This window comes from Nonomuraea sp. C10 (genome assembly GCF_008017515.1).
GTDB lineage: Bacteria > Actinomycetota > Actinomycetes > Streptosporangiales > Streptosporangiaceae > Nonomuraea > Nonomuraea ferruginea.
The window spans coordinates 1,012,401-1,038,313 of sequence record NZ_VPFF01000003.1 but is presented as its reverse complement, the minus strand read 5'-3'; the positions used below and the strand labels follow the sequence as shown (position 1 = coordinate 1,038,313).

The window sequence follows — 25,913 nt, the reverse complement described above, 5'->3', positions numbered from 1 at the left end:
CTTGGTGCTGTACCGTCTGGAAGGTCCGGCATGATCCTTCCAACGGAAAGTCACGATGAGCGACAGCGATGCCGCCGAGTCGGCCTGGTCCAGGGTCGACACCACTGTCCCGCACTCCGCGCGGGTGTGGGACTTCCTGTTGGGCGGGAAGGACCACTTCCCCGTCGACCGCGAGGCCGGGGAGACCCTGCTGAGGCTGTTCCCCGACTTCGCCATGGTCGCCAGGCTGCAGCGGGAGTTCCTGGTCCGCGCGATCCGCTACCTGGCGGGCGAGGCCGGGATCCGGCAGTTCCTCGACATCGGCACCGGCCTGCCCACCGCCGGCAACACGCACGAGATCGCGCAGGGCATCGCCCGAGAGTCGCGGGTCGTGTACGTGGACAACGACCCGATCGTGCTGGCGCACGCCCGCGCGCTGCTCACCAGCGCGCCCGAGGGCGCCACCGACTATCTCGACGCGGACGTCCGCGACCCCGAGGCGATCCTGGCCGGGGCCGCCGCGACGCTCGACTTCAGCCGGCCCGTCGCGGTCATGATGCTGAGCATCGCCGGGCAGGTGACCGACGACGAAGACCCGCGCGGCATCGTCGACCGCCTGCTGGAGCCGCTCGCCCCCGGCAGCTACCTGGCGCTGAGCGACGGCACCAACACCAACCCCGCCCTCGTGGAAGCGGTCACCGGCTACAACAAGAACGCCCGCAACTCCTACCAGCTGCGTTCCCCCGACGAGATCGCGCGCTTCTTCACCGGCCTCGAACTGGTGGAGCCCGGCGTGGTGCCGACACCGGAATGGCGCCCCGCGCCGGACCGCTGGGACGAGCCGCCCACCGTGGTGAGCGCCGTCTGCGGAGTCGCCCGCAAGCCCTGACGTCACCGGACGACCCCGTCGAGCTGGAGATCGCCTTCACCATGGGGAAGGCGTAGGGCCAACTTCTGGCGATTACTTCCACAAGTGCGGGACGCGCCGCCGACGGTTCCGCTCTCCGGCTTCCTACTCTCCTGCTGACCGGTGAGTCGGGAGGCAGGAGACGCCATGTCGGGCAGCGACGTCCGCGGACTCCTGCAGCCCTTCCTGCTCCTGCTCATCTGCGAGCGGCCGGGTCACGGATATGACCTGATCGAGCGGCTGGCGCGCCTGGGGGCGGCCGACGCGGAGCCCGGCCAGGTCTACCGCGTGCTGCGCTCGCTCGAACGCGCGGGTCACCTGGCCTCCGCCTGGGTCGCCTCCGAGGCGGGGCCGGCGCGCAGGCGGTACGAGCTGACCACAGGCGGCATGGCCGAGCTGGAGGCGTGGATGGGCCGGTTGGCCGAGGTCCGCCGGTTGCTGGAGACCTGCCTGAGCAGGTGGACGCTGATCGCGCCGGAACCCGGCGGCTACGCGGTCCCGCGCGAGCAGGTGGCGGGGCCGGAGAAGGAGGAGTGCCATGGGTGAGGACCCGGCGACGACCGCCGTGGCCGCCGCGTTCGAGCGGCGGACGGGACCGGCGGCCGCCATGGGGGAGGACGCGGACCGGATCGTCCGCGCCTGCCAGGAGATGGCGGAGCGCTTCCGGATGGGCGGCAAGCTGCTGGTCTTCGGCAACGGCGGTTCGGTGGCCGACGCCCAGCACGTCGCCGTCGAGTTCGCGCACCCGGTCATCGTGGGCAAGCCCGCGCTGCCGGCGATCTCGCTGACCACCGACATGGCCGTGGCCACGGGGATCGCGCTGACCGAGGGCCTGGACGGGATCTTCGCGGCGCAGCTCCGGCTGCTGGCGTCCCCATGCGACATCGCGCTCGGCCTCTCCACCGACGCGGGGTCCGCGAACGTGCGCGGCGGTCTCGCGGCGGCGCGCGAGCTGGGGCTGCTGACCGTGGCGCTCACCGGGGGCGAGGCGGGCGCCGAGGCGGACCACGTGCTGGCCGTCCGCTCCGCCGACCCGCTGATCGTCAAGGAGGTGCACGTGACGATGTACCACGTGCTCTGGGAGCTGGTGCACGTCTTCTACGAGCTGGAGGCGGCCCGATGACGGAGCCGTGCCCCGACGGGGTCTGCGTGACCTGCTCCGACGTCGCCGTGCCGGTGCGCGTCCTGCGGCTGCTGGAAGACGGGCTGGCCGTGGTGGAGACGGAGTCCGGGCCGGAGGAGGTCAGCGTGGCGCTGGTGGACGCCCGGGCCGGCGACATCGTGCTGGTGCACGCCAAGGAAGCCATCGCGGTCCGCCCGTACGGAGGAGAGACCCATGAGCACGGTCAGTGAGCCCGGCGGCATCGAGGCCCTCTACCCGTTCCTCGCCCCCGGACCGGTCGACAGGGAAGCCGTCCTCGCCGATCTGCGCGAGTCCACCCGGAGGAAGGCCGCGGAGATCGTCGAGCTGCGGCGGTCGCTGGTGGCCCTGCACGCGGAGCGTCTCGTGGCGTGCGCGCGGGAGATGGCCGCGGCGTTCGACGCGGGGGCGCGGCTGTTCGCCTTCGGCAACGGGGGCAGCAGCACGGACGCCCAGGCCGTCGTGCAGCTGTTCGCCCACCCGCCGAGGCCGGCGCGGGCGGTCGCGGCGGTGCCGCTCGCCCAGGACGTCGCGCTGCTCACGGCGCTGTCGAACGACGTCGGGTACGAGCTCGTGTTCGCCCGCCAGCTGGCCGCGCTCGGACGGCCCGGTGACGTGGCCATGGGGCTGTCGACCAGCGGCGGCTCGGCCAACGTGCTCAACGCCATGGGGGAGGCGTCCCGGCGCGGCCTGCTGACCGTCGGGCTGGTCGGCTACGACGGCGGGCCGATGGCGCAGGACGGCCGCGTCGCGCACCTGTTCGTGGTCCCGTCGGTGTCGGTGCACCGCATCCAGGAGGCCCAGATCACGCTCTGCCACGTGCTGTGGGAGCTGGCCCAGCGGGCGCTGACCGGCGAGCTGTGATTCCGTGCCGGGTACGGGGGCGCGCCGGATCCGGGTGCGGGTCGAGGGGCTGGTGCAGGGGGTGGGGTTCCGGCCGTTCGTGTGCGGGCTGGCCGGGGCGCACGGGTTGTCGGGGTTCGTGGGGAACGACCCCGGAGGGGTGTTCATCGAGGCCGAGGGCGAACCGCCGATGCTGGACGCCTTCACGGCCGGGCTCACCGGCCAGGCGCCGCCCCTCGCCCTGGTCGAACGCGTCTCCGTCGAACCCGCCGAGCCCCGGGGGGAGACCGGCTTCCACATCGTCCCCAGCCGCCGGGCCGGCGCGACGATCGGGCTTCGTGATCTGGCGGGTGGTGAGTTCGCGCTGGTCTCGGCGGATGTGGGGACGTGTGACGCCTGTTTGAGGGAGGTGCGCGATCCGGCCGACCGCCGTCATGGTTACGCGTTCGCGAACTGCACGGACTGCGGGCCGCGGTTCACCATCGTCAGCGGCGTGCCGTACGACCGGTGTGCCACGACGATGGCCGACTTCGCGATGTGCGCCGCGTGCGCACGGGAGTATCGGGATCCGCTCGACCGGCGCTTCCACGCGCAGCCGGTCTGCTGCCCGGCGTGCGGGCCGGCGCTGCGGGCGCTCGGCGCGGACGGGGCGCCGGTTCCTGGGGATCCGGTCGAGGTGGCGGCGCGGTGGCTGGAAGAGGGGCGGGTCGTGGCGGTCAAGGGGCTCGGCGGCTACCACCTCGCCGTCCTGGCCGCGCACGGGCCGGCCGTGGCCGTGCTCCGGGCCCGCAAGCGGCGTGAGAGCAGGCCGTTCGCCGTGATGGCGCGAGACGCGGCGGCGGCCGGGGAGCTGGTGCTTCTGGAGCCCGCCGCTGAGCGGCTGCTCACCGGCGTGCGCAGGCCGATCGTGCTGGCTCCGCGACGGCCCGGCGCGCCGGTGGCCGACGGCGTGGTGCCCGGGGGCCGCGACCTCGGGGTGATGCTGCCGTACACGCCGCTGCACCACCTGCTCGCCGACCGGCTGGCCGCGCCGTACGTGCTGACCAGCGGCAACCTGTCGGACGAGCCCATCGCGCACCGCGACGAGGACGCGCTGCGGCGGCTGCGCGGCGTGGCCGACGGGTTCCTCGTGCACGACCGGCGGATCCAGGTGCCCGCCGACGACTCGCTGGTACGGGTCTTCCGAGGGCGGGAGCTGGTCGTACGGCGGTCCAGGGGGTACGCGCCGGCGCCCGTCGGCGTGCCCTGGCCCTTCCCCCGGCCGGTGCTGGCGTGCGGCGCCCAGCTGAAGAGCACCTTCTGCGTGGCCAGGGGCACCCGGGCCTTCCTGTCGCAGCACATCGGCGACCTGGAGAACTACGAGACCCTGCGTTCCTTCACCGAAGGCGTCGAGCATTTCTGCCGGCTCTTCGGGGTGCGCCCGGCGGTGGTGGCACACGACCTGCACCCGGAGTACCTGTCGACGTCGTACGCGCTGGACCGGGAGGGCGTGGACCTGGTGGGGGTGCAGCACCATCACGCGCACATCGCCTCCTGCCTCGCCGAGCACGGCCACGCCGGTCCCGTCATCGGGGTGGCGTTCGACGGGCTCGGGCTGGGCGACGACGGCACGCTGTGGGGTGGTGAGCTGCTCGTCGCCGACCTGGTCTCCTACCGGCGGGCGGGGCATCTGGAGCCGGTGCCGATGCCGGGCGGCGCGGCGGCGGTCCGGCAGCCGTGGCGGATGGCGGCGGCCTGGCTCGACCGGGTCTGCGGTGACGCGTCGCCCGTCCTGCCGGTGGTCGCCAGGCATCGCGAGCAGTGGCCGGTGATCGTCGCGATGGCGCGGGCCGGGACGAACGCGCCGCCCACGTCCAGCGCGGGACGGCTCTTCGACGCGGTCGCGGCCCTCGCGGGCGTCCGCGACACGATCAGCTACGAGGGCCAGGCGGCGGCCGAACTGGAAGCCCGGGTGGACCCGGCCGAGCGAGGCGCGTACCCGGCGGGGCTGGTCGAGGGGGAGCGGGTGGTGATCGCTGGGGGCGACCTGGTCAGGGGGGTGGTCGAGGACGTCATGGGCGGGGTGGACGTGGGGCGGGTGGCGGCGCGGTTCCATCGGGGGCTGGCCGCGGTGGTCGTCCGGGCGGTGTGCGTGGTGGGTGAACGGGCCGGGCTGCGGACGGTGGCGCTGTCCGGTGGGGTCTTCCAGAACACCGTCCTGCTGGAGGCGGTGGTGTCCGGGCTGGAGGGGGAGCGGTTCGAGGTGCTGGTGCACTCACGCGTGCCGCCGGGCGACGGCGGGATCGCGCTGGGCCAGGCGGTCGTCGCCGCCGCGCACGACCGCCTGAGCCGGTAGGGTGCCCGATCCTGGGGTCGTTGGAGTACTGGCCGATTCTGTCCTAATATCCGGAGGTACGGCGGTGCTCTCCCGCCGAACCTCCAGAGCGGGTCCCCACGCGGCCCGCCGATCGCGGAGGCAAAGGGGACGCCACGAGCCTCGGGAGCCGCGCTCCGAACGGTCGACGCTCCATCACGGCCGCCACGGCCGCGGGCGTGGGCCGGGTCCTGGCGACGGCCGTGGGAAGAGCCGGACATGACCAGCAAGAAGCAGCTCAAGGCCCGCATCCGGGCCCGCATGGCCAAGACGGGGGAGAGCTACACCACCGCCCGCGCCCATGTCGCGGGCAGCGCCGAGACCGCCTCCGACGGCGGCTGGCGCTTCGCCGGCGGGCGGCACCCGTCCAGCGCGGCGATCACCTCCGTCCTGGTCAACCAGGGCGTGGCCGTCAGCGAGCCGCTCGTGTTCCTGGCGGGTGGCGGGATCGGCGCCGGCTACATCCTGTGGGAGTTCAAGCACGACCAGTCCCGTCACGTGGTCCTGGCCTTCCGCAACCAGTGGCAGTACCACGACCGCTGGATGGCCAAGACGCTCACCCGGCTCGGCGTCCCGTACGAGGAGCACCGCACGTCCGGCCTCCGCGCCGCGAGCGACCGGCTGACCGCCGAGCTGGACGCGGGGCGGCCGTGCGTGGTCCTGCCCGACCGCTACCACACGGGCTACTGGCAGGTGCCCGCCTTCCTGGAGGGGCACGGCGGGCATCCGGTGGTCGCCTACCGGTACGACGCGGACGGGGTCTACCTGGACGATCGAGGGCAGGCGCCGATCTGTGTCCCGCGTGAGCGGTTCGACGCGGCACGGGCCCGGGTGGGGTCGTACAAGAACGTCATGCACGTGCTGGGCGAGGCGAAGCTGACCGAGGCGGCGCTGGCCGAGGCCGCCCAGGAAGGGCTGCGCGACTGTGTCACGCACCTGTCGGCCACCTCGGACTCCTTCTCGCTGCCCGCCTGGCGCAAATGGGCCAGGCTGCTGGTCGACACCCGCAACGCCAAGGCGTGGCCGAAGGTGTTCGCCGACCGGCGCGCCCTGGCCGACGCCCTGCTGTCGATCTGGGAGGGGGCCGAGCCCGTGGGCATCGACGGCGGAAACCTCCGCGACCTGTTCGCCGACGCCCTCGACGAGGCCGCCGGCCTGCTCGACCGGCCGTCGCTGGCGGAGTCGGCCGGGCGGTTCAGGGAGATCCGGGCCCTGTGGCACGAGCTGGCGGAGGCGGCGCTGCCGTCGGAGGTGCCGGAGTTCGCCACGATCCGCGAGCTGACGGCGGCGATCAAGGAGAGCGTCATGGCGGACGGCACCGCGGGCGGTCAGCAGGCGGCTCAGGCGGCCGAGGAGCTGTGGGCGGCCCGCGCCGCGGCCAACGACTCCCTGTCCGCTCTAGCCGACACCGGCCCCCTGTTCGCCGGCCTCAGCTCCCGGCTGAGCACCATCTACGAGGCCGAGCGCACCGAGATCGCCCACCTCGCCCAGCGCCTCTGACGGCGCGAGCGCGGTGACCCGCCCGTACGGACAGCTGTCCTGTCCGTACGGGACGCGCGGCGTCGTGAAGGTCAGCAGATGCGCGGGAGCGGGTCGCCGACCAGCAGGTCCACGATCCTGGTGCCGCCGGAGGCGGTCTTGAGCAGCACCATCCCCGGCGGCCCCGCCTCGACCGTGCCCACCACGGCGGCGCCCTCGCTCACCGGATGCCGCCGCAGCGCCCGGACCGCGGCCGCCGCGTGGTCCCCGTCGACCACGGCCACGAACCTGCCCTCGCAGGCCACGTACAGCGGGTCCAGGCCGAGCAGCTCGCAGGCCCCGCTCACGACCGGCCGCACCGGGATCGCCCGCTCGTCGGCCGTCACCGCCAGCCCCGCGCCGACGGCGATCTCGTTCAGGATCGTCGCGACCCCGCCCCTGGTGGCGTCGCGCATCATCCGCACCGGGACCGCGTCGAGGAGGGCGGCGACGGCCTCGTGCACGGGCGCGGTGTCGGAGGTCAGGTCCGCCTCGATGTCCAGCTCGCCACGGGCGATCATGACGGTGACGCCGTGCTCGCCGACCGGACCGGACACGATCACCGCGTCCCCGGGCCGCACCCGGGACTCGCCCAGCGTGACCGGCCGTTCCAGGGCGCCGATCCCGGACGTGGTCACGTAGCAGCCGTCGGCCTTGCCGCGCTGGACCACCTTGGTGTCGCCGGTCACCACCCGCACGCCGGCCCGCTCGGCGGCGGCCGCCATCGAGGCGGTGATCCGGCGCAGGTCGGCGACGGGGAACCCCTCTTCCAGGACGAACCCCGCCGACAGGTACATCGGCCGCGCCCCGCAGACCGCCAGGTCGTTGACCGTCCCGTTCACGGCCAGGTCGCCGATGTCGCCGCCCGGGAAGAACAGCGGCGAGACCACGTACGCGTCGGTCGTGAAGACCAGCCGGCCGGTGCCGAGGTCGAGCGTGGCGCCGTCGTCGAGCCGCTGGAGCGCGGGGTTGGCGAAGGCGTCGACGAAGACGGCCTGGATCAGCGTCCGCGACGCCTTGCCGCCCGCGCCGTGCGCCATGGTCACCCGCTCCTCGGTGACCTTCGGCTTGCGGCGGCGGGCGCGTTCGATGCGTTCCAGCACCTGTTCCTCGCGGGACAGCGGCTCCTGCCCGACCGCGGCCTCCGCCAAGGCCCGTTCAGCCCATTCCGCAGTGTTCATGGCCTCACTTCGTGAGGCTGCTCGGTCGCTCAAACCCGTCGCCTTCCCTCGTCGCTCTGGTCGCTGCGCTCCCGCCGCTCCTCAGTCCAGGCGACGGCACGACCTCGCGGCGCCGGGTGAAGCGGCCGAAGTTGTAGTAGGCCGCGCAGGCGCCCTCCGAGGAGACCATGCAGGTGCCGATGGGCGTCTCGGGCGTGCAGGCGGTGCCGAAGACCTTGCACTCCCACGGCTTCAGCACGCCTTTCAGCACCTCGCCGCACTGGCACGCCTTCGGGTCGGCCACCCGGACCCCCGGCACCGGGAAGCGCCGCTCGGCGTCGTGGGCCGCGTACGACTCGCGCATCCGCAGCGCCGAGTTGGCGATGAACCCCAGCCCGCGCCACTCGAAGTGCGGCCGCAGCTCCATCACCCGCGAGATCGCCGACAGCGCCCTGGGGTTGCCGTCCCACGGCACCACCCGGGTGTACTGGTTCTCCACCTCGGCCCGGCCCTCGGCGAGCTGCCGCAGCAGCATGTGGACCGACTGCAGGACGTCCAGCGGCTCGAACCCGGCGCACACCAGCGGCTTGCCGTAGTCGCCGGCGATGAAGGAGTAGGGCCGGCAGCCGATGACGGTGGAGACGTGACCGGGCCCGATGAAGCCGTCGAGCCGCATGTCGGGCGAGTCCAGGATCGCCTTGATCGCCGGGAGGATCGTCACGTGGTTGCAGAAGACCGCGAAGTTCCCGATGCCCTCGGCCTCGGCCCGCAGCACGGTCATCGCCGTCGACGGCGCGGTGGTCTCGAACCCGATGGCCATGAAGACGACCGTGCGGTCGGGGTTCTGCCGGGCGATCTTGAGCGCGTCCAGCGGCGAGTACACCATGCGGATGTCCGCCCCCGCGGCCTTGGCGTCGAGGAACGACCCGCGGCCCCCGGGCACCCGCATCATGTCGCCGAAGGACGTCATGATGACGCCCGGCTCGTGGGCGATGGCGATGGCGTCGTCGATGCGGCCCATCGGGATGACGCAGACCGGGCAGCCGGGGCCGTGCACCAGCGAGACCGTCTCCGGCAGGTGGTCCTCCAGCCCGTGCTTGTAGATCGTGTGCGTGTGGCCGCCGCACACCTCCATGAACGTGTAGTGCCGGCCGGGCTCGCACAGGTCCCGGATCCGCGCCGCGAGCTGCCGGGCCTGGCCCGCGTCGCGGTACTCATCGACGAACCGCAATGCCCTGCCTTTCAGGTGATGTCCGATTCGGCGAGCGCTTCGAGCTCGTCGGTGTACGCCTGTCCCAGACCGCGCAGGAGCGCGAGCGTGGCCGCCGCCTCCTGCTCGTCGATCTTGGACATGGCGAAGCCGACGTGCACGAGCACCCAGTCGCCCGGACGGATCCCGTCCTGGCTGACCAGTCCGACGTTGATGGCCCGCCGGACGCCCGCGACCTCGACCTTGGCGAGTTCGGGCTGTCCGGGGATGAGTTCGACGATCTCGCCGGGGATGCCCAGGCACATCGGCCGCCCCGCTCCTTCCCGTTCACATTCGTGTCATTTTGATGTATCGCTTCACGGCGGGCAGTTCCCGCCAGAACATGGCGACGAGCGCGGCCCCGGTGAACAGGGCCAGCAGTTTGCCTGAAAGCCGCATGTCGGCTTGCACCTCCTCTCGATCTAGCTCGGCGACAGGTTCGGCATGATCGGCAGGATCGGGTTCTCCTTGCCGGGCCGCACGCCCGTGGAGCGGCGCGCGTCCGCCGTGTCGTCCTCGTTGTGGCCCACCTGGTGCTTGTGCGCGCGCTTCTGGTTGCCCTGCCGTACGCCCTTGACGTGCGACGGCGTGTCGGGCGCCACGTCGGGCTTGCCCACGCGGATCTGTGCCATGTCGTCCTCCTCCTCATCTGCCGAGTTCGGCGAAGAAAGCTGCGATCCGATCCCAGAGCCGCTGCCCGCCGGACATGCCCGTCCATTCCTGGCGGACCAGGGCGACGAGCCGGTGACAGTCGTCGATGGGTACGAGCCAGCGCTCGTCCATGCCGCGCACGATCGCGACCAGGAAGGCCTCCACCGACGTCCGCATCGACTCCAGCTCCCCGTACCGGCCGACGAGCCGTTCCCACGCGGCGGTGTCCACCTCCCAGCGGGTGGCGCCCACCGGGCTCGGATAGTTGGCCAGGACCGTGCCGTCGGCCCGGCGTACGAAGAACGCCAGGCCCACCGGCACGCCCAGCTCGGACGGCGGCGGGCCGGTGAGGCGGATCCGCCGGTTCGGCACCAGCCGGAAGCGCCCGAGGCCGCCCTCGCCGCCCTCGCCCCGCTCGAACAGCAGCGCGCAGGCGCGGCAGGCGCACAGCACCTGCTCCTTCCGCTCCTCCAGCAGGTGGGCGTGCTCGCCCTGCAGCGGCTCGCCGCACAGCTCGCACGGCTCGGCGGCCCGCCGCCGCCGGGCGACCGGCCGGTTGACCACCCGGCCGAGCGCGCCGCCGGTCACGCTGTGCGTCACGGGGCCGCCCTCGACGTGGCGGGCCGCCGCGCCAGCGTGTCGAGCGGGATGAACGCCGTGCCGGGATCGCTCTCGGGCGGCTGGCCCGTGGGCACCCCGTGCAGCGCGAACAGGTGCGCCAGCAGGACGTCCCCGGCCGCCGCGGAGCCGAACCCGGGGTACGCGGCGGCGCGGTCCATGACGCGGGCCAGCGCCTCCCCGTACACCTCGGCGAGCGTGGCGACCGCGTCGAGCGCCAGCTCCGCCGTCGGCCCCGAGGTCGTCTCCAGCTCGTTCAGCATCTCTTCGAGCAGCTCCAGGCGCCCGGCGACGGCGCGCTCGTCCAGCCGCGGCCGGTCAGTCATGGCCGCCCCCGAACATGGGCGAGTGCACTTTTCGCAGCGTGCGGCCCTTGCCGAGATACATGTGCACGCCGCAGGGCAGGCACGGGTCGAAGCTGCGGACCGCGCGCATGATGTCGACGCCCTTGAAGTTCTCCGGCCCGTTCTCCTCGAAGATGGGCATGTCCTGCACGGCGTCCTCGTACGGTCCCGGCGTGCCGAAGCGGTCGCGCGGGCTGCCGTTCCACGGGGTGGGCGGGTACGGGTGATAGTTGGCGATCTTGCCCTTCTCGATGACGAGATGGTGCGACAGCACGCCGCGCACGGCCTCGTGGAAGCCGACGCCGATCGCCTGCTCCGGCACGTCGAAGTCCTGGAACACCTTGGTGTCGCCGCCGCGCACGCGCTCCAGCGCCCGCTCGATGAAGTACACCGCCATGGCGGCCGCGTAGGCCACGAAGTACACCCGGGCCCGGTTGCGCTCGATGGCGTTGGACCACGGCGGGATCCGCCACTCCAGCGTCGTCTCCGGCAGCGAGTCGCCCTTCGGCAGGTGGATCTGCACGCTGGAGCCGGTCGACTTCACGTACGGGGTGTCCACGAGGCCGGCCAGCGCGGTGGTGTAGAGGCGCGCGAACGGGCCGCCGCCGGTGTCCAGCGGCAGGTGGTCGCCGGTGCGCGGGTCCAGCCAGCGCGGGCTCATCACCCAGCTGTAGTTGCCCTCGAAGTCCCGCTTCTGCGGGGCGGGCAGCGTGGTCTGGTTCCACGGGTGGCGCATGTCCACCGGGTTGCCCAGCGGGTCGTGGGTGACGAACGGCTTCTCGTTCACCCAGTCGTCGTAGTAGGAGCTGCCGAGCAGGATGCGGATGCCGAGGTTGATGTCGACCAGGTTGGTGGTGATCAGCTCGCCGTCGACGACGATGCCGGGGGTGACGTACATCGCCTTGCCCCACTCGTTCATCGTCTCGTAGCGGTAGTCGACGACCTCGGGGTCCTGGAACGCGCCCCAGCAGCCCAGCAGCACCCGGCGGCGGCCGACCTCCTCGTAGCCGGGCAGCGCCTCGTAGAAGAAATTGAAGACGTCGTCGTTGAGCGCGACGGCCTTCTTGACGAAGTCGATGACGCTCATCAGCCGCGACAGGTAGTCGGTGAAGACCGTCGGCGACGGCATCGTGCCGACGCCGCCCGGATACACCGTCGAGGGGTGCACGTGCCTGCCCTCCATCAGGCAGAACATCTCCCGGGTGACGCGGCTGACGACCAGCGCCTCCTTGTAGATGTCGCCCTCGAACGGGTTGAACGCCCGCATGATGTCGGCGATCGTGCGCTTGCCGTGGATGGCGGCGTTCGGCGCGTCGGTGGTCTCGGCCCGGCTCAGCACGCTCGGGTTGGTGCCCTTGACCATCGCCTCGCAGAAGTCGACGAACACCAGGTTGTCCTGGAAGAGCGTGTGGTCGAACATGTACTCGGCGGCCTCGCCGAGATTCATGATCCACTCGGCGAGTTTCGGGGTCTTGATCCCGTACGCCATGTTCTGCGCGTAGACCGAGCAGGTCGTGTGGTTGTCGCCGCAGATGCCGCAGATGCGGCTGGTGATGAAGCCGGCGTCGCGCGGATCCTTGCCCTTCATGAACACGGAGTAGCCGCGGAACAGCGAGGACGTGCTGTGGCACTCCACCACGCGCTGGTTCTCAAAGTCGATCTTGGTGTAGATGCCGAGGTTGCCGATGATGCGGGTGATCGGGTCCCACGACATCTCGACGAGCTGGCCCGGCTTGGGCGTGACTCTTTCCTGCTGTTCGATGGCCATCCGCCGTACTCCCTCTCTCTTCGCGTGTCGGCGGTCTCTACGGACGCCAGCGCGGGTCGTAGCCGCTGGTCAGCGCCTCGCGGTTGTGCCGCCACCGGGGTTCCCTGTTGGCGGTGTGGTTGGTGATGCCGCGCATCCGGCGGATGAAGGCGCCGTACGGCTTGATCAGCGTCGAGGACAGGTTGCCGCCGGGCGGCATGTCCATGAAGGGCATGAACTTGTCCGGGAAGCCGGGCATGGTGCAGGCGATGCAGATGCCGCCCACGTTCGGGCAGCCGCCGATCCCGGCCATCCACCCGCGCTTGGGCACGTTGCAGTTCACGACCGGGCCCCAGCAGCCCACCTTCACCTGGCACTTCGGGGAGTTGTAGTCACCGGCGAAGTCGCCCTGCTCGTAGTACGAGCCCCGGTCGCAGCCCTCGTGGACCGTCTTGCCGAACAGCCACTGCGGGCGCAGCATCTCGTCCAGCGGAGGCGGCGGCGCGCTGCCGGCCGCGTGGTAGAGCACCCAGGTCAGGGTCTCCATGAAGTTGTCCGGCTGGACGGGGCAGCCCGGCACGTTGACGATCGGCAGCCCGCCGGTCGACCGGAAGTCCCAGCCGAGATAGTCGGCCAGGCCCATGCAGCCGGTCGGGTTGCCGGCCATCGCGTGGATGCCGCCGTAGGTCGCGCAGGTGCCGATGGCGACGACCGCCCAGGCCCTGGGGGCGAGCCGGTCGATCCAGGTGTTCACGGTCATCGGGTCGCCGGTCGCAGGGTCGTTGCCCAGCGACGTCCAGTAGCCGTCGCCGTTGATGTTCTCGTTGGGGACCGAGCCCTCGATGACGAGCATGAACGGCTCCAACTCGCCGCGGGCGGCGGCCCTGAACGGGGCCAGGTAGTCCTCGCCGCCGAGGCTGGGCGAGAGCACCTTGTTGTGCAGGTGGACCTTGGGCAGGCCGGGGATGACGCCGCCGACCACGTCCTCGATCGCGGGCTGGGTCGCGGCGGTGATCGAGACGGTGTCGCCGTCGCAGCTCATGCCCTCGGATATCCACAGGATGTGCATCTCGTCGTAGCCGGCGGCCTGGCCGCTCCGCTCGTGCGTCTGCGTCATCACGGCACCTCGCTGGTGAGCACGTCCGACTGGTAGGTGATCGACTCGACGACGACCCCGGTGTCGCCGACGACCTCGACGTCGACGCCGCCGCAGCGCGGGCAGGCGACGAGCACGAGCGCGCCGGCCGCGGGCGTCCTGGCGCCGCAGTCGTGGCAGCTCATCGTCGGCGGCGCGGCGACCAGTTCGAGCTGCGCGTCCTCGGCGGCGGTCCCGGCAGCGGCCACCCGGAAGCCCTGGTCGACGACCGCCGGGTCCACCGCGTGCCCGGTGACGGCGGCACGGACGCGTACCGCGGCCACCCGCCGTCCCTCGGCGCGGAGCAGAACCGCCCGGACGATCTCGTCGCACATCCCTGTCTCATGCATCAGCGCGTTCCTTGTCTTGTCGGGTCGCCTCTTGTCGGGCGGCCTCGTCGCGGGCCAGCGCCGTCACCGCGGCGACCGCGCCGTCCACGGCTGCGGCGACGGGCTCGGACAGGCCCATCACCTCGTCGATCACCTGCGGCCGGCAGCCCACCAGGAGCACCCGGCCGACGCCGCCGCCCAGCTTGCGGAGCAGGTCGAGGACGGCCTGCGGATGCATGCCGTGCCCGTCCACGGGCGGCGGGGCGTCCGGGGCCGGCTCGTCGTCGATCTCCAGGACGGCCACGGTGCCCGGCGGGCCCTCGACCTCGACCGCGTCCACCATGATCAGCGTGTCGTACGTGCCGCCCAGCAGTTCGTAGGCCAGGTGGACGCCGCGGATGCCGTAGTCGGCGACCACCACGGAGCCGGGCAGGGCCGCCGGGTCCATCCGCCTGACCACCTCGACGCCGAAGCCGTCGTCGCCGAGGAACACGTTGCCGATCCCGGCCACCAGCACCCGCTTCATCCCGGCACCCCCTGGTCCAGCGGCTCGGTCTCGTCGGGGGCGAAGTAGCGGTACCGCCCGTACCACTGGTTCAGCTCGGCCGCCGGGTCGTCCTCCAGGGTCACGGCGAAGTGGCGGCTGCCGTCCACGTCGAGCAGCACCGCCTCCACCAGGGCCGTCCTGCCGTCGAGGAACATGTCCTGCGGGTCGGTGCCGCGCAACCGGGGTCGCAGCCGCACCCTGCTGCCCTTGCGCACCGGGACCCCGCCCACCTCGACGCAGTCCGTCTCCGGCCGCACCGAGGCATCCGCCTCCGGATCCCACCAGGGCACCTGCGACTCCACCCCGGTTCCCTCGGGACGCGGGTCGCGGGTGGTGCCGTGCAGGCGGGCCAGGTCGTCCGGGGTCATCGACTCGACGCGGTCCAGGATGGCGGCGGCGCGCGGGTCGGTGGCACGCGCCTCCTGTTTCTCGGCGTCGGTGAGCGTCAGCGTGCGCAGCGACAGGATCTCGTCGATCTCGGCCGCGTCGTGCAGGTCCCCGGGGCTCTCCGGCGCGACCCGCGGGTTGTCGTAGAGCAGGATGGGCGACGACAGCATCACCTGGTCGCCGCTCAGCACGGGGAACGTGTGCGCGTTCGCGCAGTCGCGGGCCGCGGCCTCCGCCCACGGCGGGGGTTCCAGCAGCGAGACGAACCGGCCGCCGGGCACGGCGAGAAGCGTGTGGCAGGCGATCAGCGCGTGCCGGAGCGCCTCGTCCCTGGACGCCTCCGGCGACGGCTCCCGGCCGACGTTCTCAACCCGTACACACAACTTGAGCAGCGGCACGGGCTCCTGGCCGGTGTGCTCGTCGCGTACCCCCGGCTTGTTCTGCGGCACCCGCTCGTGACCGGCGTGCTCGTCGCGTACGGGCGTGCTGGTGGGGAGCGCGCAGGTGGTCAGGGACATGGTGGCGCGGGCGAGCAGGGGCCACTCGCGCCAGCGCGTCCGACCGGCCGAGCCGGGCAGCGGGGTGATCGTCTCGAAGCCGGGCACCCGCAGGTCGAGCCGCTTCGGCCCGGACAGCAGGTCCGCGACGGACGCCGTGAGGTCGAACTCGCGGGGCACGGCCTCGTCGAAGGTCAGCGCGTCCCCGACCCGGTCGGCGGCGCGGTGGCCGCCGTCCGGCAGCAGCTCCTCAGGGGTACGGCGGCGCAGGTGCAGGAAGCGGAGCCGGCAGTGCACCAGGGCGTCGGCGGGCCCGGTGAGCAGGCACTCGGTCCGCTGCCACCACGACTCGGCGGAGCCCGCCACCCCGCCGCCGTCCAGCCCGTGCGCCCTGGCCCACGGCTCCGGCAGCAGCACGCCGAACTGCCACCGGACCCGGTTCTTCGGTGAGGAACGGCGATAGGGGTACAGCAGGTAGCCCTCGTACAGGACGGAGTCCGCGACCGCCAGCGCCGCCCGGAAACCGGGCGCGGCGTCGATGCCGTTCGCGTCCACGGAGGGTGGCCCCTTCCTGTCCCTGGTCATACGTGACTCTTCTGGTATTGCCACGCCGTCTCAGGACAAGTAGGTGGATCGCTCCCCTAGGTGCCGTCCTCACTTAGCGGTTCTTGATGATTCATCCGAGGGGAAATCGGACTTTCTTCGACGTAAGCCCGCTTCGTCCCAACAGGATTTGCCCGCCGCTTTGCCGCACGGGCGCGCGCCCGGTCCAGCGGGCGGCAGGGACCCCCCCAACCGACTAATTTGCTGCCAAAACGGCACTTATCGGTAAAGATCGTCAAATGACGCTTGAGGTGCCTCACGGGGGCGGCATGACGTTCAGCGTTCTCGGGCCCGTACGGGTGCGCGGCGGCGGCGCGGTGAGCGCCCTCGGCCGGTCACAGCGCCGCGGCCTGCTCGGCTTCCTGCTGCTCAACGCGAACAAGGTCGTCACCATGGAGACAGTGATCGACGCGCTGTGGGGCGGCGCGCCACCGCCTTCGGCCCGTGCCCAGATCTACTCGGGGATCCACGCCATCCGCCGCGAGTTACGCGCCCTCGGCCTCGACGAGGTGGCCTCCTCCCGGGGCGGCTACACGTTGCGGGCCGACGCCGCCAACCTGGATCTCGCCCTGTTCGAGGGGTACGTCCGGCAGGCCGGGGCGGGGCAGCCGCCCGAGCAGGTGGTCCGGTCGCTGCGCCGGGGGCTGGCGCTCTGGAACGGCCCGGCGCTGAGCGACGCGTCCGGAGCCTATGTCGAGGCGGTCCGGGTCCACCTGGAGGAGACACGGCTCGGCTGCGTGGAGACGCTGATCGACGCCGAGCTCGCGCTCGGACGGCACGACCACGCGATCGGCGAGCTGCGGCGGCTGGTGGCCGAGCACCCGCTGCGGGAACGGCTGCACGCGCAGCTCATGCTCGCGCTCTACCGCGGTGGCCGCCGGATCGAGGCCCTCGACCTCTCCCGCGACCTGCGCCGCAGGCTGGTGGAGGAACACGGGCTCGACCCGGGCCAGGCGGTGACCGAGCTGGAGCAGGCCATCCTGCGCGCCGATCCCGGCCTCGCCCCGCCGCCGAACGGGTCCGTGACGGCCACACCCGGCGGCGCGCCCGCGCAGCTCCCTGCCGACACCACCGACTTCACCGGGCGGGATCGTGATCTTGCCCAGGCGCTGTCCGCCCTGGCCGGCCCACGGGGGAGCGCGCCGCCGATCTGCGCGATCACCGGCCCGCCGGGGGTGGGCAAGACCGTCTTCGCCGTGCACGCGGCCCACCGGGTCCGCGAGAGCCACCCCGACGGCCAGCTCTTCGTGGACCTCCGGGGGGCTGACAGCAGGCCGGCCGAGCCGGACGAGGTGCTCGCCGCCTTCCTGCGCGCGCTGGGCGTCGACGGGAGGAGGATCCCGGAGGCCCGCGAGGAGCGGTCCGCGCTCTACCGGACCATGCTCGCCGGCCGGCGGGTGCTCGTGGTGCTCGACAACGTGACCGACGAGAGCCAGGTGCAGCCGCTCCTTCCCGGCGCGGGCACCTGCTCCGTACTCGTGACCAGCCGCAGGCGGCTGGCCGGACTCGGCGCGCCGACCACGGTGGAACTCCTCCCGTTCGACGGGGAGGAGTCGGTCGAGCTGCTGGGCCGGATCGCCGGGAGCGCACGGGTCGCGGCCGAGGACGCGGAGGCCCGCGAGGTGGCGCGGCTCTGCGGCGGGCTGCCGCTCGCGCTGCGCATCGCCGGGTCGCGGCTCGCCGCGCGGCCCCACCGCCGCATCGCGGAGCTGGCCAGGCGGCTCGCCGACGAGCAGCGCCGTCTGGACGAGCTGTCCTACTCGGGGCTCGGCGTACGGGCCGGTCTCGATCTGGCCTACCAGGCGCTCGGCGAGGCGGAGCGCCGCCTGCTGCGACGGCTGGCCTTCCTCGACGTCCCCGAGGCCGGGCCGTGGCTGGCCGTCGCGGTCGTCGGCGAGCGGCCGGCCGACACGGAGGAGACGCTGGAGCGCCTGACGGACATCCACCTGCTGCGGGTGACCGGCGTCGACGGCACGGGGCAGATCAGATACGGGATGCACGACCTGGTCCGCACCTACTGCCGGGAACGGATGGCGGAGGAGGAGACCGCGGACATGGCGGTGTCCGTGGTCTCGTCGGCCGCCAGGCACCTGCTCCGGCTCGCCGCCGAGGCCCGGAGCGCCGACCGGGGCCACGACTACTACGCCCGGCTCGCCGGGGAACTGGCCGTCGCCGTGGACGAGAAGACCGTACGGCACGCGGCGGAGCATGCGGTGAACTGGCTGGAGGCCGAGGCCGCCACCGTCCACGGTGTCCTGCGGCAGACGGAGGCCCATGGGCTCTTCGACGAGGGCTGGCGGATCGCCCTGATGGGAGGCTGGCTGTACGACATCCGGTGCTGGGCGGGCGAGTACCGGAAGATCCTGTCGATCGCGTACCGGATGGCGGAGAAGTCCGGAGACCGCCGGGCCCAGGCCATCGTGCCGGCGCTCGCCGCGGAACTGGGGGTGCTCGCCGGCGCCCTGGACGAGGCCGCGCGGACGCTCGCGTCGTCCGAACGGATCTTCGCCGAGATCGGGGACGAGCACGGGCTGGCGGAGGTCTGGCGGATGCTCGTCACCCTGGAACGCACCCGTGGCGAGCACACCGTCGCGCTGCGCCGCTGCGAGCGGATCCGCGAGACCTTCCGCGTCATGGAGGACCACTCGGGAGAGGCCCACACCCTGCGCTGCGTCGGGCAGATCCACCTCGTCGAGGGCCGCGTGCCCGAGGCGCTGCGGTATCTGGAGGAGGCCCTCCGCGTCGCGGGCAGGAGCCGCGGCGGCTGGAAGCGGCTCAACACCCTGTACTGGCTGGGCGAGGTCTACCTGAGGGTGGGACGCGCGGGGGAGGCCAGGGACGCGTTCCTCAAGGTCGCGGAGGCGGCCGACCGGGTGGGCGACTTCACGGGAGGCGCCTTCGCCCGGCTCGGCCTGGCCCACGTGGCCATCGAGGCGGGCGAGCGCCGGCAGGCCCGCACCCTGCTCGCGGCGGCGCTCGACCATGCCGAACGCTCCGAGCTGACACTCGTGCTCTGCAAGATCGGCCTGGCGGTCGGCGAGGCCCTGGCGCGGCTGGGCGATCTCGCGCGGGCGGGGGAGACGATCGAACGCGTGCTGCCCCGGATCGACGGCCTGGCCTCCCCGCCGATGCGGGCCGAGGCCGTGGACCTGCTCGCACGGGTCCGCGAGGGCCGGAAGGCCGGCGCGTAGCTCGCGTATAGCTCCCGCATCAACCCGGCCTGGCAGAAAGGGAGACGAGGTCCGCCTCTCTGCCGGCGGGGGTCTACGAAGGGGAGGAGCGCCATGCGCGACATCATCTGGAACTGATCGGCCGGACGACCACGACTGGACATGGACAGGGGGTGTCTCCTATGCGCGATCTCATCTGGACCTGACCAGAACAGTCCGGCCCGGTGGGGCCGGACCGTGGTGACGACCTGATGGCGGCCGGCGGCGCTTTCCACGCGCCGCCGGCCGCCTCCAAGTGACGAAGGGCTGACAGGAGGCGGCGATGGAGAGCGGGGCCTTCCGCCACGCGTTCGCCGTCACGGAGTTCCGGGCGCTCTGGGGCGCGATGGCCGTCGTGCGCGCGGGGACGCAACTGGGCCGGGTGGCGCTGGCGGTGCTCGCCTACGAGCGCACCGGGTCCGCGGCGGTGACCGCGCTCGTGTACGCACTCACCCTGGTGCCGGCGCTGGTCGGCGGGCCGCTGCTGGGCGGGCTGGCGGACCGGTACCCCCGCCGGAGGCTGATCGTCGGCTGCGGCCTGGCGAGGGCCGGGCTGATCGCGCTGGTGGCCGTGCCGGGGATCCCGCTGCCGGTGCTGTGCGCCCTGGTCTTCGCCTCGCAACTGCTCGAATCGCCGGCCGTGGCCGCCCAGATGGCGCTCACGCCCGACATCCTGCCCGAGGACGTCTACCAGGCGGGCATCGCGATCCAGCACCTCACCTCCCAGATCGTCAGCCTGGCCGGTTTCGCGGCGGGGGGCGTGCTGGTGGCGGCGGTGGGCACGAGCGGGTCGCTGACGTTCAACGCGGCGGCCTTCGCGCTGGCCGCGCTGATCGTGCTGCGTGGTGTCCGGCCGCACCCCGCCGCGCGAACCGCGGGAGACGACGGGCGCGGCGGCCCGCTGGAAGGACTGCGCCTGCTCGTCTCCGACCACCGGCTGCGCAGCCTGCTGGCGCTGGCCATGCTCGCCGGGTTCCAGGTGGTGCCGGAGGCGCTGGCCGCCCCCTACGCCGCCGGGACCGGCCAGGGCACCGCGATGGTGGGCCTGCTCATGGCCGCGATACCGGTGGGCAACGTGCTGGGCGTGTTCTTCTTCACCCGGTTCTGCTCCACGGAGGCGCGGCTGCGGCTGCTCGGACCGCTGGCGTGCGCCGCGAGCGCGCCGCTGGTGGCCTCGGCGCTGGTCCCGGGCCCGGTCGCGGCGCTGGTCCTGTGGGCGCTCGTGGGGATGCTGGGCGCCTACCAGGTGACGGCGAACGCGGAGTTCGTCCGGATCGTCCCCACCGAGCGGAGGGGGCAGGTGCTGGGGATCGCCTCCGCCGCCCTCGTCGCCGCCCAGGGGTTGGGCATGATCGCGGGCGGACTGCTGGCCACGCACCTGGGGGTGACGGGGGCGCTGGGTGTCGCGGGGGTGGCCGGGCTGGCGGCCGGAGTGCCGGCCGCCCTCGCCTGGCGACGGGCCCGCGCCCGCGCCGGGGAGGTCGTCCCCGGGACGGCCGGGCGCCGAGCGGCGCCCCGCGATCAGGCGCCGTAGAGCCAGTCGACGTGCTTGTGGTCGTCGGGCTCGCGGCTCAGGAAGAGCTCGTTGCGCAGCAGCCGCGCCACGCCGTCGACGTGCCAGATGTCGCCCCAGACCCGCGCCGACGTCTGCACCCGGGCCGTCCGCTCGGTCCGTACGCGTTCGTACTCCTTGAGAGCGACCGGCCAGTCGCCGGAACTGGCGGCGGCCTGCGCCGCCAGGCAGTGCGCGTCCTCGATCGCCTGGCAGGCGCCCTGCGCGAGATACTGCAGCATCGGGTGGGCCGCGTCGCCGGTGAGCGCCATCCGGCCGTCGACCCAGTTCGGGACGGGCACGCGGTCGAACATCTTCCAGTGGCGGACCCGCCACAGCGACCTCAGCCCGTGCCGCACCTGCGGGCAGGCCCCGGCGAAGACCTCGTCGAGCTCCTCGGGGCCGCCGTACTCGGCCTCGCCCCGCAGGAATCCCGGCGACCGGAACACCGCGACCGTGTTGAACATCTCCCCGCCGCGCAGCGAGTACTGCACCAGATGGCAGCCGGGGCCGATGTAGGCGACCACGTCGGTGAGCGCGCGCTCGTCGGGCTCGGTCTCCAGCTCCTCGACCGGGAACGCGCCGCGGTAGGCGACGTAGCCGGAGTTGACCGGCTCGTCGTCGCTCAGCCGGGCGCGCAGCCGCGACCGCAGCCCGTCGGCGCCGATCGCCACGTCCGCCCGCTGGACGCCCGCCGCGCTGCGCACGACCGCCGTGTCCTGCGCGGTCTCGACGTCCGTGACCTCGCAGTTCGGGACCAGGTCCACGCCCGCCCGGTCGCACGCGCGCTGGAGCACGCCGAGCAGGTCGCTGCGGTGGATCACCACGTACGGCCCGCCGTACCTGGCGACGAACTCCTCGCCGAGCGGCAGGTGGGTGAGCTCGCGGCCGTCGACCGCGTCCCTGAACACCAGGCGTCGCGGCAGCACCCCGAGCCCGATCACCTCGTCGAGCACGCCCCACTCGCGCAGGATCCTGGTGGCGTTCGGGGCGATCTGCAGACCGGCGCCGACCTCGGCGAACTCCGGCGCGCGCTCCAGGACGCGCACCCGCCGCCCGGACCGGGCCAGCGCGAGGGCGCTCGACAGCCCGCCGATGCCCCCGCCCACGACGATGACGTCCACATCCCTCTCGGACACGGTCATTCCCTTCTCACTAGAGCCAGCGGCCGAGTACGGGCGCCTCACCGGCGCGTCCGGTCAGCCAGGCGGCGAGGGCGGCGCCCTCACCGCCGGCGGCCCGCATGCGTACGACGTCGACGGCCAGCGCGGCGTTGAACCCGGCGGGCAGGTCGTCGAAGCCGAGGCCGGTGCCGAGGTCGACGGCGTGCACGGCCACCTCGCGGGCGCGCATCCACGGGATCTCGGTGGCGGGGACGGTCCGGCCCTGCGCCGTGACGACCTCGTTCGTCCATGCCCGCTCCGGCAGCGCGTCCAGGTCGGCGGCGAGGGCCGCCGCGGAGCCGCGCACCAGCGCGCGCAGCTCTTCGGCGGGGATTGCCGAGCCCGCCTCGATCTCCGCGTTCCGCTGCTCGGGGCTCGCGTACATCGGCGTCCTCTCGCCGGTGCGCGCCCAGTGCAGCAGGCGGCGCAGCGCCTCGGCGTTGTGGTGGACGTGCGCGACGACGTGGCGGCGGGACCAGCCGGGCAGGCCGGTCGCCGCGCCGAGGTCGTCGTCGGCGAGCCCGTCGACGGCGTCGAGGAAGAGGCCGGTGCAGTGGTCCATCCACTCCCGGATCTCGGTCATGACCTGCGCGCCCTGTTCTCGAGCCGGCCGATGCCCTCGATCTCGGTGACGAGCGTGCCGCCGTCGGCGAGGTAGCGCGGGGGCTTGCGGGCGTGGCCGACGCCGCCAGGGGTGCCGGTGGCGATGACGTCGCCGGGCCGCAACGTCATGATCGTGGAGACGTAGCGCACCAGCGCGACGGGGTCGAAGACCAGGTCGCCGGTGTTGGACTTCTGCACCTCCTCGCCGTCGACCGCGCCGCTGATCGCCAGCTCGGGGCGGACGCCGCCGGGCAGCTCGTCGGGGGTGACCAGCACCGGGCCGAGCGGGGTGGTGCCCTCGAACGTCTTGCCCTGGAGCCACTGGGCGGTGCGGTACTGCCAGTCGCGCATGGTGACGTCGTTCAGCACCGTGAAACCGGCGATCGCGGCGGCGGCCCGGCTCTCGTCGGCCCGCCGCACGGTCGCGCCGACGACCAGGGCCAGCTCGGCCTCCCAGTCGACGGCGTCGGACTCGGCGGGCAGCGCGATGTCGTCGTACGGGCCGATGAGCGCGTCGGCGTACTTGGCGAACAGCGTCGGGTGCTCGGGCAGCTCGCGGCCCATCTCCAGGATGTGGTTGCGGTAGTTCAGGCCGACGCAGACGATCTTCCCGGGGGCGGGCACCACCGGCGCGAGCCCGGCCGTGCCGGCGGCGTGCGCGGGCCCGTCGGCGGACTCGGCGAGCGAGCGCCAGTCGTCCCGCGCGAGCAACTCGCCGACGTCGCCGAACCCGGTCTCGACGTACCGGTCGCCGTCGACGCGGACGGCGCGGGTGCCTTCGGCGGTGCGGATGGTGGCGAGTCTCATGCGTGCTTCCTCGGGTCGATCTGGACGCGGTGCTGGTGGAGCTTCTCGATGACGGGGGTGTCGCTGAACCGGAAGAGGTCGAGGCCATGCTCGGTCTCGACGGTCAGCGGCTGCCAGGACGGGACGACGAAGAGGTCGCCGCGCTCGACGTCCCAGCTCGCCGAACCCACGGTGACCCGGCCGAGACCGTCGAACACCTGGAAGACCGACGAGCCGACCTCCCGGCGGGTGGCGGTCCCGGTGCCGGGGGCGAGGCGGTGGAACTCGGCGCGGATCGTCGGCATGACGTCGCCGCCCGTGGTCGGGTTGGTGTAGCGGACCGCCGCGTGTCCCGGCTCGGTGGTGGCGGTGTAGCCCTCGGCTTCGAGCCTGAGCTGCTCGGACAGCGCCCGGTCGGTGTGCTCCCAGCGGTAGGCGAGCAGCGGGGTCGCCGGGGACGGGTCGAGCTGGGTAAGCGGGCGCAGGCCGGGGTGCGCCCACAGCCGCTCCGAGCGCGACCGGTCGGGCGCCTCCCTGCTCTCCACCTCGTCCGGGCCGAACTCGAAGAACGTCGAGTCGGTGTAGTGCTGGAACGGGATGTCGAGGCCGTCGATCCAGGCCATCGGCTCGCTGCTGGTGTTGTGGTGGCCGTGCCAGTTCCAGCCCGCCTGCGGCAGGAAGTCGCCGCGCCGCATCGCGACCGGGTCGCCGTTCACCACGGTCCACACGCCCTCGCCCTCGACGACGAAGCGGAAGGCGTGCTGGGTGTGCCGGTGCACGGGGGCGTCCTCGCGCGGGTTCAGGTACTGGATCGCCGCCCACAGGGTCGGCGTCGCGAACGGGCGACCGCCCAGCCCGGGGTTGGCCAGCGCGATGGCGCGCCGCTCGCCGCCCCGGCCGACCGGGACGAGCGCGCCCGCCTTCGTGGCCATCGGGAGCAGCCGGTTCCAGCGCCACAGGTGCGGCACGGCGGCGGACACCGGCGCGTGCGGCATCAGGTCGCCGATCTCGGTCCAGAGCGGGACCAGCAGCTCGGACTCGAACTCGCGGTAGAGCCCGTCCAGCTCGGGAGTGCGGTCGGGCTGGTCGGGCGCGTCGCTCGCGACGATGCTGACGGGACTGGTGACGGTCATCGGTGTACGGCTCCTTGACAGATGCGCTGCAGTGACCGGTTACCATCCTGGTCTAGGTTCCTCCTGATGGAATAGGTTGTTCTGCTGTGAAGAATCGCCCGTCGTACGCGATCGAGTCGGTCGATCACGCGCTGCACCTGGCCACCCTGCTGCAGCAGGAGGGGCCGCTGCGGCTGAGCGACGTCGCCGAGCGGCTGGGCGTCTCGCGCTCCACCGCGCACCGCCTGCTGGCGATGCTCGTCTACCGCGACTTCGCCGAGCAGGACTCCGACCGGCGCTACCGGGCGGGGCCCGTCCTGCGGCCCGCGCCCGTCTCGGAAGCCCCGGTCACGCTGCTGCGCAGGGTGGCCCGCCCGCACCTGGAGCGGATGGTCGCGCACGTGCGCGAGTCGGCGAACCTGGTGGTGCGCGCGGGCGCGGAGGTCCGCTTCGTCGACACCGTCGAGTGCGACAACGTGCTGCGGGTCGGCGACCGTACGGGGCGCTCGCTGCCGGCCCACCTGACCTCGGGCGGCAAGGCGATCCTGGCCCTGCTCCCGCCCGCCGAGCTGGCGCGGCTTTACGCGGACGAGGCCGAGCTGGCCCGCGTCCGGCGCGACCTGGCGGCGGTGCGCCGGCGCGGCGTCGCCATCAACGACCAGCGGACGGAGACGGGCCTGACGGCGGTGGGGGTGGCGCTGCGCGACGGATCGGGCCGTCCGTACGCGGCGATCTCGATCGCGCTGCCCACCGCGCGTTTCACCAGGGAGCGGCTGCCGGGCTGGATCAGCGCGCTCACCCTGACCGCGGCCGCGATCGAGGCCGACGCGATCTGACCGCTCAGGCGCGCACCGGCTCGTAGTGGAGCGCGAGGATCCCGCAGTCGAACGTCCGCGTGCCGGCCACACGGAAGCGGTGGTAGGCGTCCGCCGGGAACACCGGCATGCCGGCCCCGATCGAGGTCGGGTTGACGAACAGGTGGAGCTCGTCGACGAGCCCCGCGGCGATCAGGCTCGACACGAGCGTGCCGCCCCCGTACACGATGAGGTCGCCGCCCGGCTCGGCCTTGAGCCCTTCGATGATCTCGGTCAGGTCGCCGCCTGCCACGGTGGCGTTCTCCCACGGCGACTCGGTGAGGCTGTTGGAGATGACGGTCTTGGGCGTGTCGTTCATCCAGTCGATCGACTCCTCGTCCTCGCCCTCGGGCCTGGACGCCCAGGCCGGGATGAACCCTTCGGCGAGCTTGCGGCCCAGCACGATGCGGTCGACGGACTTGGTGAGCGCGTTGACGTGGTCGCTGAGGTCGTCGGTCCACGGGAACGTCAGCCAGTCCATCTCGCCCTGCGGGCCGGCCATGAAGCCGTCGACGGTCGTCTGGACCTGGAGCTTGAGCTTGCGCATGGATGAGTCCTTTCCGGTTCGCCGCTTCCGATGGTGGCGGAGCGTTCTTACGACCTTCTTACGCTCCTCTTCCTGGCTG

At 72.9% G+C, this 25,913-nt stretch carries 27 protein-coding genes; 10 read left to right on the top strand and 17 right to left on the bottom strand.

Features of this window, described 5'->3' with window-relative positions:
• The first annotated feature begins 55 nt into the window (after positions 1–55).
• The 7 genes from FR742_RS36415 (at position 56) to FR742_RS36385 (ending at position 6,723) form a co-directional block, all read left to right on the top strand.
• Complete coding sequence (locus tag FR742_RS36415) at positions 56–868, top strand: SAM-dependent methyltransferase (RefSeq protein WP_148035817.1); 813 nt, start codon at positions 56–58, stop codon at positions 866–868.
• 165 nt (positions 869–1,033) lie between these two features.
• Positions 1,034–1,432, top strand: a complete 399-nt coding sequence (locus FR742_RS36410) for a PadR family transcriptional regulator (protein ID WP_148035816.1) — start codon at positions 1,034–1,036, stop codon at positions 1,430–1,432.
• The gene (locus FR742_RS36405) at positions 1,425–2,009 is read left to right on the top strand and encodes an SIS domain-containing protein (RefSeq protein WP_148035815.1); all 585 of its coding nucleotides are present in this window, start codon (positions 1,425–1,427) and stop codon (positions 2,007–2,009) included. Before FR742_RS36410 ends, FR742_RS36405 begins: the two co-directional genes overlap by 8 nt.
• A complete protein-coding gene (locus FR742_RS36400; RefSeq protein ID WP_148035814.1) occupies positions 2,006–2,239 on the top strand; it encodes a HypC/HybG/HupF family hydrogenase formation chaperone in 234 nt (77 codons plus the stop codon). Before FR742_RS36405 ends, FR742_RS36400 begins: the two co-directional genes overlap by 4 nt.
• Entirely contained in the window at positions 2,223–2,891 is a 669-nt protein-coding gene (locus tag FR742_RS36395; RefSeq protein ID WP_148035813.1) for an SIS domain-containing protein, read from the top strand. The genes FR742_RS36400 and FR742_RS36395 overlap by 17 nt, the downstream gene beginning before the upstream one ends.
• A gap of 4 nt (positions 2,892–2,895) precedes the next feature.
• On the top strand, positions 2,896–5,205 hold the full coding sequence (gene hypF, locus FR742_RS36390) for a carbamoyltransferase HypF (protein ID WP_222709244.1): 2,310 nt from the start codon (positions 2,896–2,898) through the stop codon (positions 5,203–5,205).
• 237 nt (positions 5,206–5,442) lie between these two features.
• Positions 5,443–6,723: a BtrH N-terminal domain-containing protein gene (locus FR742_RS36385; RefSeq protein WP_222709243.1), complete on the top strand. Its 1,281-nt coding sequence runs from the start codon at positions 5,443–5,445 to the stop codon at positions 6,721–6,723.
• Between the two features lie 71 nt (positions 6,724–6,794).
• Here FR742_RS36385 and hypE read toward each other — a convergent pair whose 3' ends face one another.
• From hypE to FR742_RS36330, 12 genes are read right to left on the bottom strand one after another with little or no spacing between them, the layout of a single operon-like run.
• Positions 6,795–7,922, bottom strand: coding sequence for a hydrogenase expression/formation protein HypE (gene hypE / locus FR742_RS36380; protein ID WP_148035812.1), 1,128 nt, complete (start codon positions 7,920–7,922; stop codon positions 6,795–6,797).
• 4 nt (positions 7,923–7,926) lie between these two features.
• On the bottom strand, positions 7,927–9,132 hold the full coding sequence (hypD, locus tag FR742_RS36375; RefSeq protein WP_148035811.1) for a hydrogenase formation protein HypD: 1,206 nt from the start codon (positions 9,130–9,132) through the stop codon (positions 7,927–7,929).
• Between the two features lie 11 nt (positions 9,133–9,143).
• Positions 9,144–9,416 carry a HypC/HybG/HupF family hydrogenase formation chaperone gene (locus FR742_RS36370; RefSeq protein ID WP_148035810.1) on the bottom strand — a complete coding sequence of 91 codons (273 nt, stop codon included), beginning with the start codon at positions 9,414–9,416 and terminating at the stop codon, positions 9,144–9,146.
• Between the two features lie 22 nt (positions 9,417–9,438).
• On the bottom strand, positions 9,439–9,561 hold the full coding sequence (locus FR742_RS46165) for a DUF6893 family small protein (protein WP_261808977.1): 123 nt from the start codon (positions 9,559–9,561) through the stop codon (positions 9,439–9,441).
• Between the two features lie 11 nt (positions 9,562–9,572).
• On the bottom strand, positions 9,573–9,782 hold the full coding sequence (locus FR742_RS36365; RefSeq protein WP_148035809.1) for a hypothetical protein: 210 nt from the start codon (positions 9,780–9,782) through the stop codon (positions 9,573–9,575).
• 13 nt (positions 9,783–9,795) lie between these two features.
• Positions 9,796–10,401: a DUF5947 family protein gene (locus FR742_RS36360; protein ID WP_261808976.1), complete on the bottom strand. Its 606-nt coding sequence runs from the start codon at positions 10,399–10,401 to the stop codon at positions 9,796–9,798.
• Entirely contained in the window at positions 10,398–10,745 is a 348-nt protein-coding gene (locus FR742_RS36355) for a hypothetical protein (protein ID WP_148035808.1), read from the bottom strand. The genes FR742_RS36360 and FR742_RS36355 overlap by 4 nt, the downstream gene beginning before the upstream one ends.
• The gene (locus tag FR742_RS36350) at positions 10,738–12,531 is read right to left on the bottom strand and encodes a nickel-dependent hydrogenase large subunit (protein ID WP_148035807.1); all 1,794 of its coding nucleotides are present in this window, start codon (positions 12,529–12,531) and stop codon (positions 10,738–10,740) included. The genes FR742_RS36355 and FR742_RS36350 overlap by 8 nt, the downstream gene beginning before the upstream one ends.
• A 37-nt stretch (positions 12,532–12,568) precedes the next feature.
• The gene (locus FR742_RS36345) at positions 12,569–13,627 is read right to left on the bottom strand and encodes a hydrogenase expression protein HypE (protein WP_148035806.1); all 1,059 of its coding nucleotides are present in this window, start codon (positions 13,625–13,627) and stop codon (positions 12,569–12,571) included.
• The gene (locus tag FR742_RS36340) at positions 13,627–13,995 is read right to left on the bottom strand and encodes a hydrogenase maturation nickel metallochaperone HypA (RefSeq protein WP_261808975.1); all 369 of its coding nucleotides are present in this window, start codon (positions 13,993–13,995) and stop codon (positions 13,627–13,629) included. Before FR742_RS36340 ends, FR742_RS36345 begins: the two co-directional genes overlap by 1 nt.
• On the bottom strand, positions 13,988–14,500 hold the full coding sequence (locus FR742_RS36335; RefSeq protein WP_148035805.1) for a hydrogenase maturation protease: 513 nt from the start codon (positions 14,498–14,500) through the stop codon (positions 13,988–13,990). The genes FR742_RS36340 and FR742_RS36335 overlap by 8 nt, the downstream gene beginning before the upstream one ends.
• The gene (locus tag FR742_RS36330; RefSeq protein ID WP_261808974.1) at positions 14,497–15,990 is read right to left on the bottom strand and encodes a hypothetical protein; all 1,494 of its coding nucleotides are present in this window, start codon (positions 15,988–15,990) and stop codon (positions 14,497–14,499) included. The genes FR742_RS36335 and FR742_RS36330 overlap by 4 nt, the downstream gene beginning before the upstream one ends.
• Before the next feature lie 287 nt (positions 15,991–16,277).
• Here FR742_RS36330 and FR742_RS36325 point away from each other — a divergent pair, with 287 nt between their 5' ends.
• The gene (locus FR742_RS36325) at positions 16,278–19,199 is read left to right on the top strand and encodes a BTAD domain-containing putative transcriptional regulator (RefSeq protein WP_187281546.1); all 2,922 of its coding nucleotides are present in this window, start codon (positions 16,278–16,280) and stop codon (positions 19,197–19,199) included.
• Positions 19,200–19,500: 301 nt separating this feature from the next.
• Entirely contained in the window at positions 19,501–20,751 is a 1,251-nt protein-coding gene (locus FR742_RS36320) for an MFS transporter (RefSeq protein WP_148035803.1), read from the top strand.
• Here FR742_RS36320 and FR742_RS36315 read toward each other — a convergent pair.
• From FR742_RS36315 to FR742_RS36300, 4 genes are read right to left on the bottom strand one after another with little or no spacing between them, the layout of a single operon-like run.
• Complete coding sequence (locus tag FR742_RS36315; protein ID WP_396990540.1) at positions 20,739–21,908, bottom strand: FAD-dependent oxidoreductase; 1,170 nt, start codon at positions 21,906–21,908, stop codon at positions 20,739–20,741. The genes FR742_RS36320 and FR742_RS36315 overlap by 13 nt on opposite strands.
• Positions 21,909–21,924: 16 nt before the next feature.
• Positions 21,925–22,515 carry a maleylpyruvate isomerase family mycothiol-dependent enzyme gene (locus tag FR742_RS36310; RefSeq protein WP_222709242.1) on the bottom strand — a complete coding sequence of 197 codons (591 nt, stop codon included), beginning with the start codon at positions 22,513–22,515 and terminating at the stop codon, positions 21,925–21,927.
• Complete coding sequence (locus FR742_RS36305) at positions 22,512–23,342, bottom strand: fumarylacetoacetate hydrolase family protein (RefSeq protein ID WP_148035801.1); 831 nt, start codon at positions 23,340–23,342, stop codon at positions 22,512–22,514. The genes FR742_RS36310 and FR742_RS36305 overlap by 4 nt, the downstream gene beginning before the upstream one ends.
• Complete coding sequence (locus tag FR742_RS36300; protein ID WP_148035800.1) at positions 23,339–24,454, bottom strand: cupin domain-containing protein; 1,116 nt, start codon at positions 24,452–24,454, stop codon at positions 23,339–23,341. Before FR742_RS36300 ends, FR742_RS36305 begins: the two co-directional genes overlap by 4 nt.
• A gap of 86 nt (positions 24,455–24,540) precedes the next feature.
• Between FR742_RS36300 and FR742_RS36295 the strand changes: the two genes are divergently transcribed.
• Positions 24,541–25,269, top strand: a complete 729-nt coding sequence (locus tag FR742_RS36295) for an IclR family transcriptional regulator (protein ID WP_148035799.1) — start codon at positions 24,541–24,543, stop codon at positions 25,267–25,269.
• Positions 25,270–25,273: 4 nt separating this feature from the next.
• Here FR742_RS36295 and FR742_RS36290 read toward each other — a convergent pair whose 3' ends face one another.
• Complete coding sequence (locus FR742_RS36290) at positions 25,274–25,834, bottom strand: dihydrofolate reductase family protein (protein ID WP_148035798.1); 561 nt, start codon at positions 25,832–25,834, stop codon at positions 25,274–25,276.
• Between the last annotated feature and the right edge of the window lie 79 nt (positions 25,835–25,913).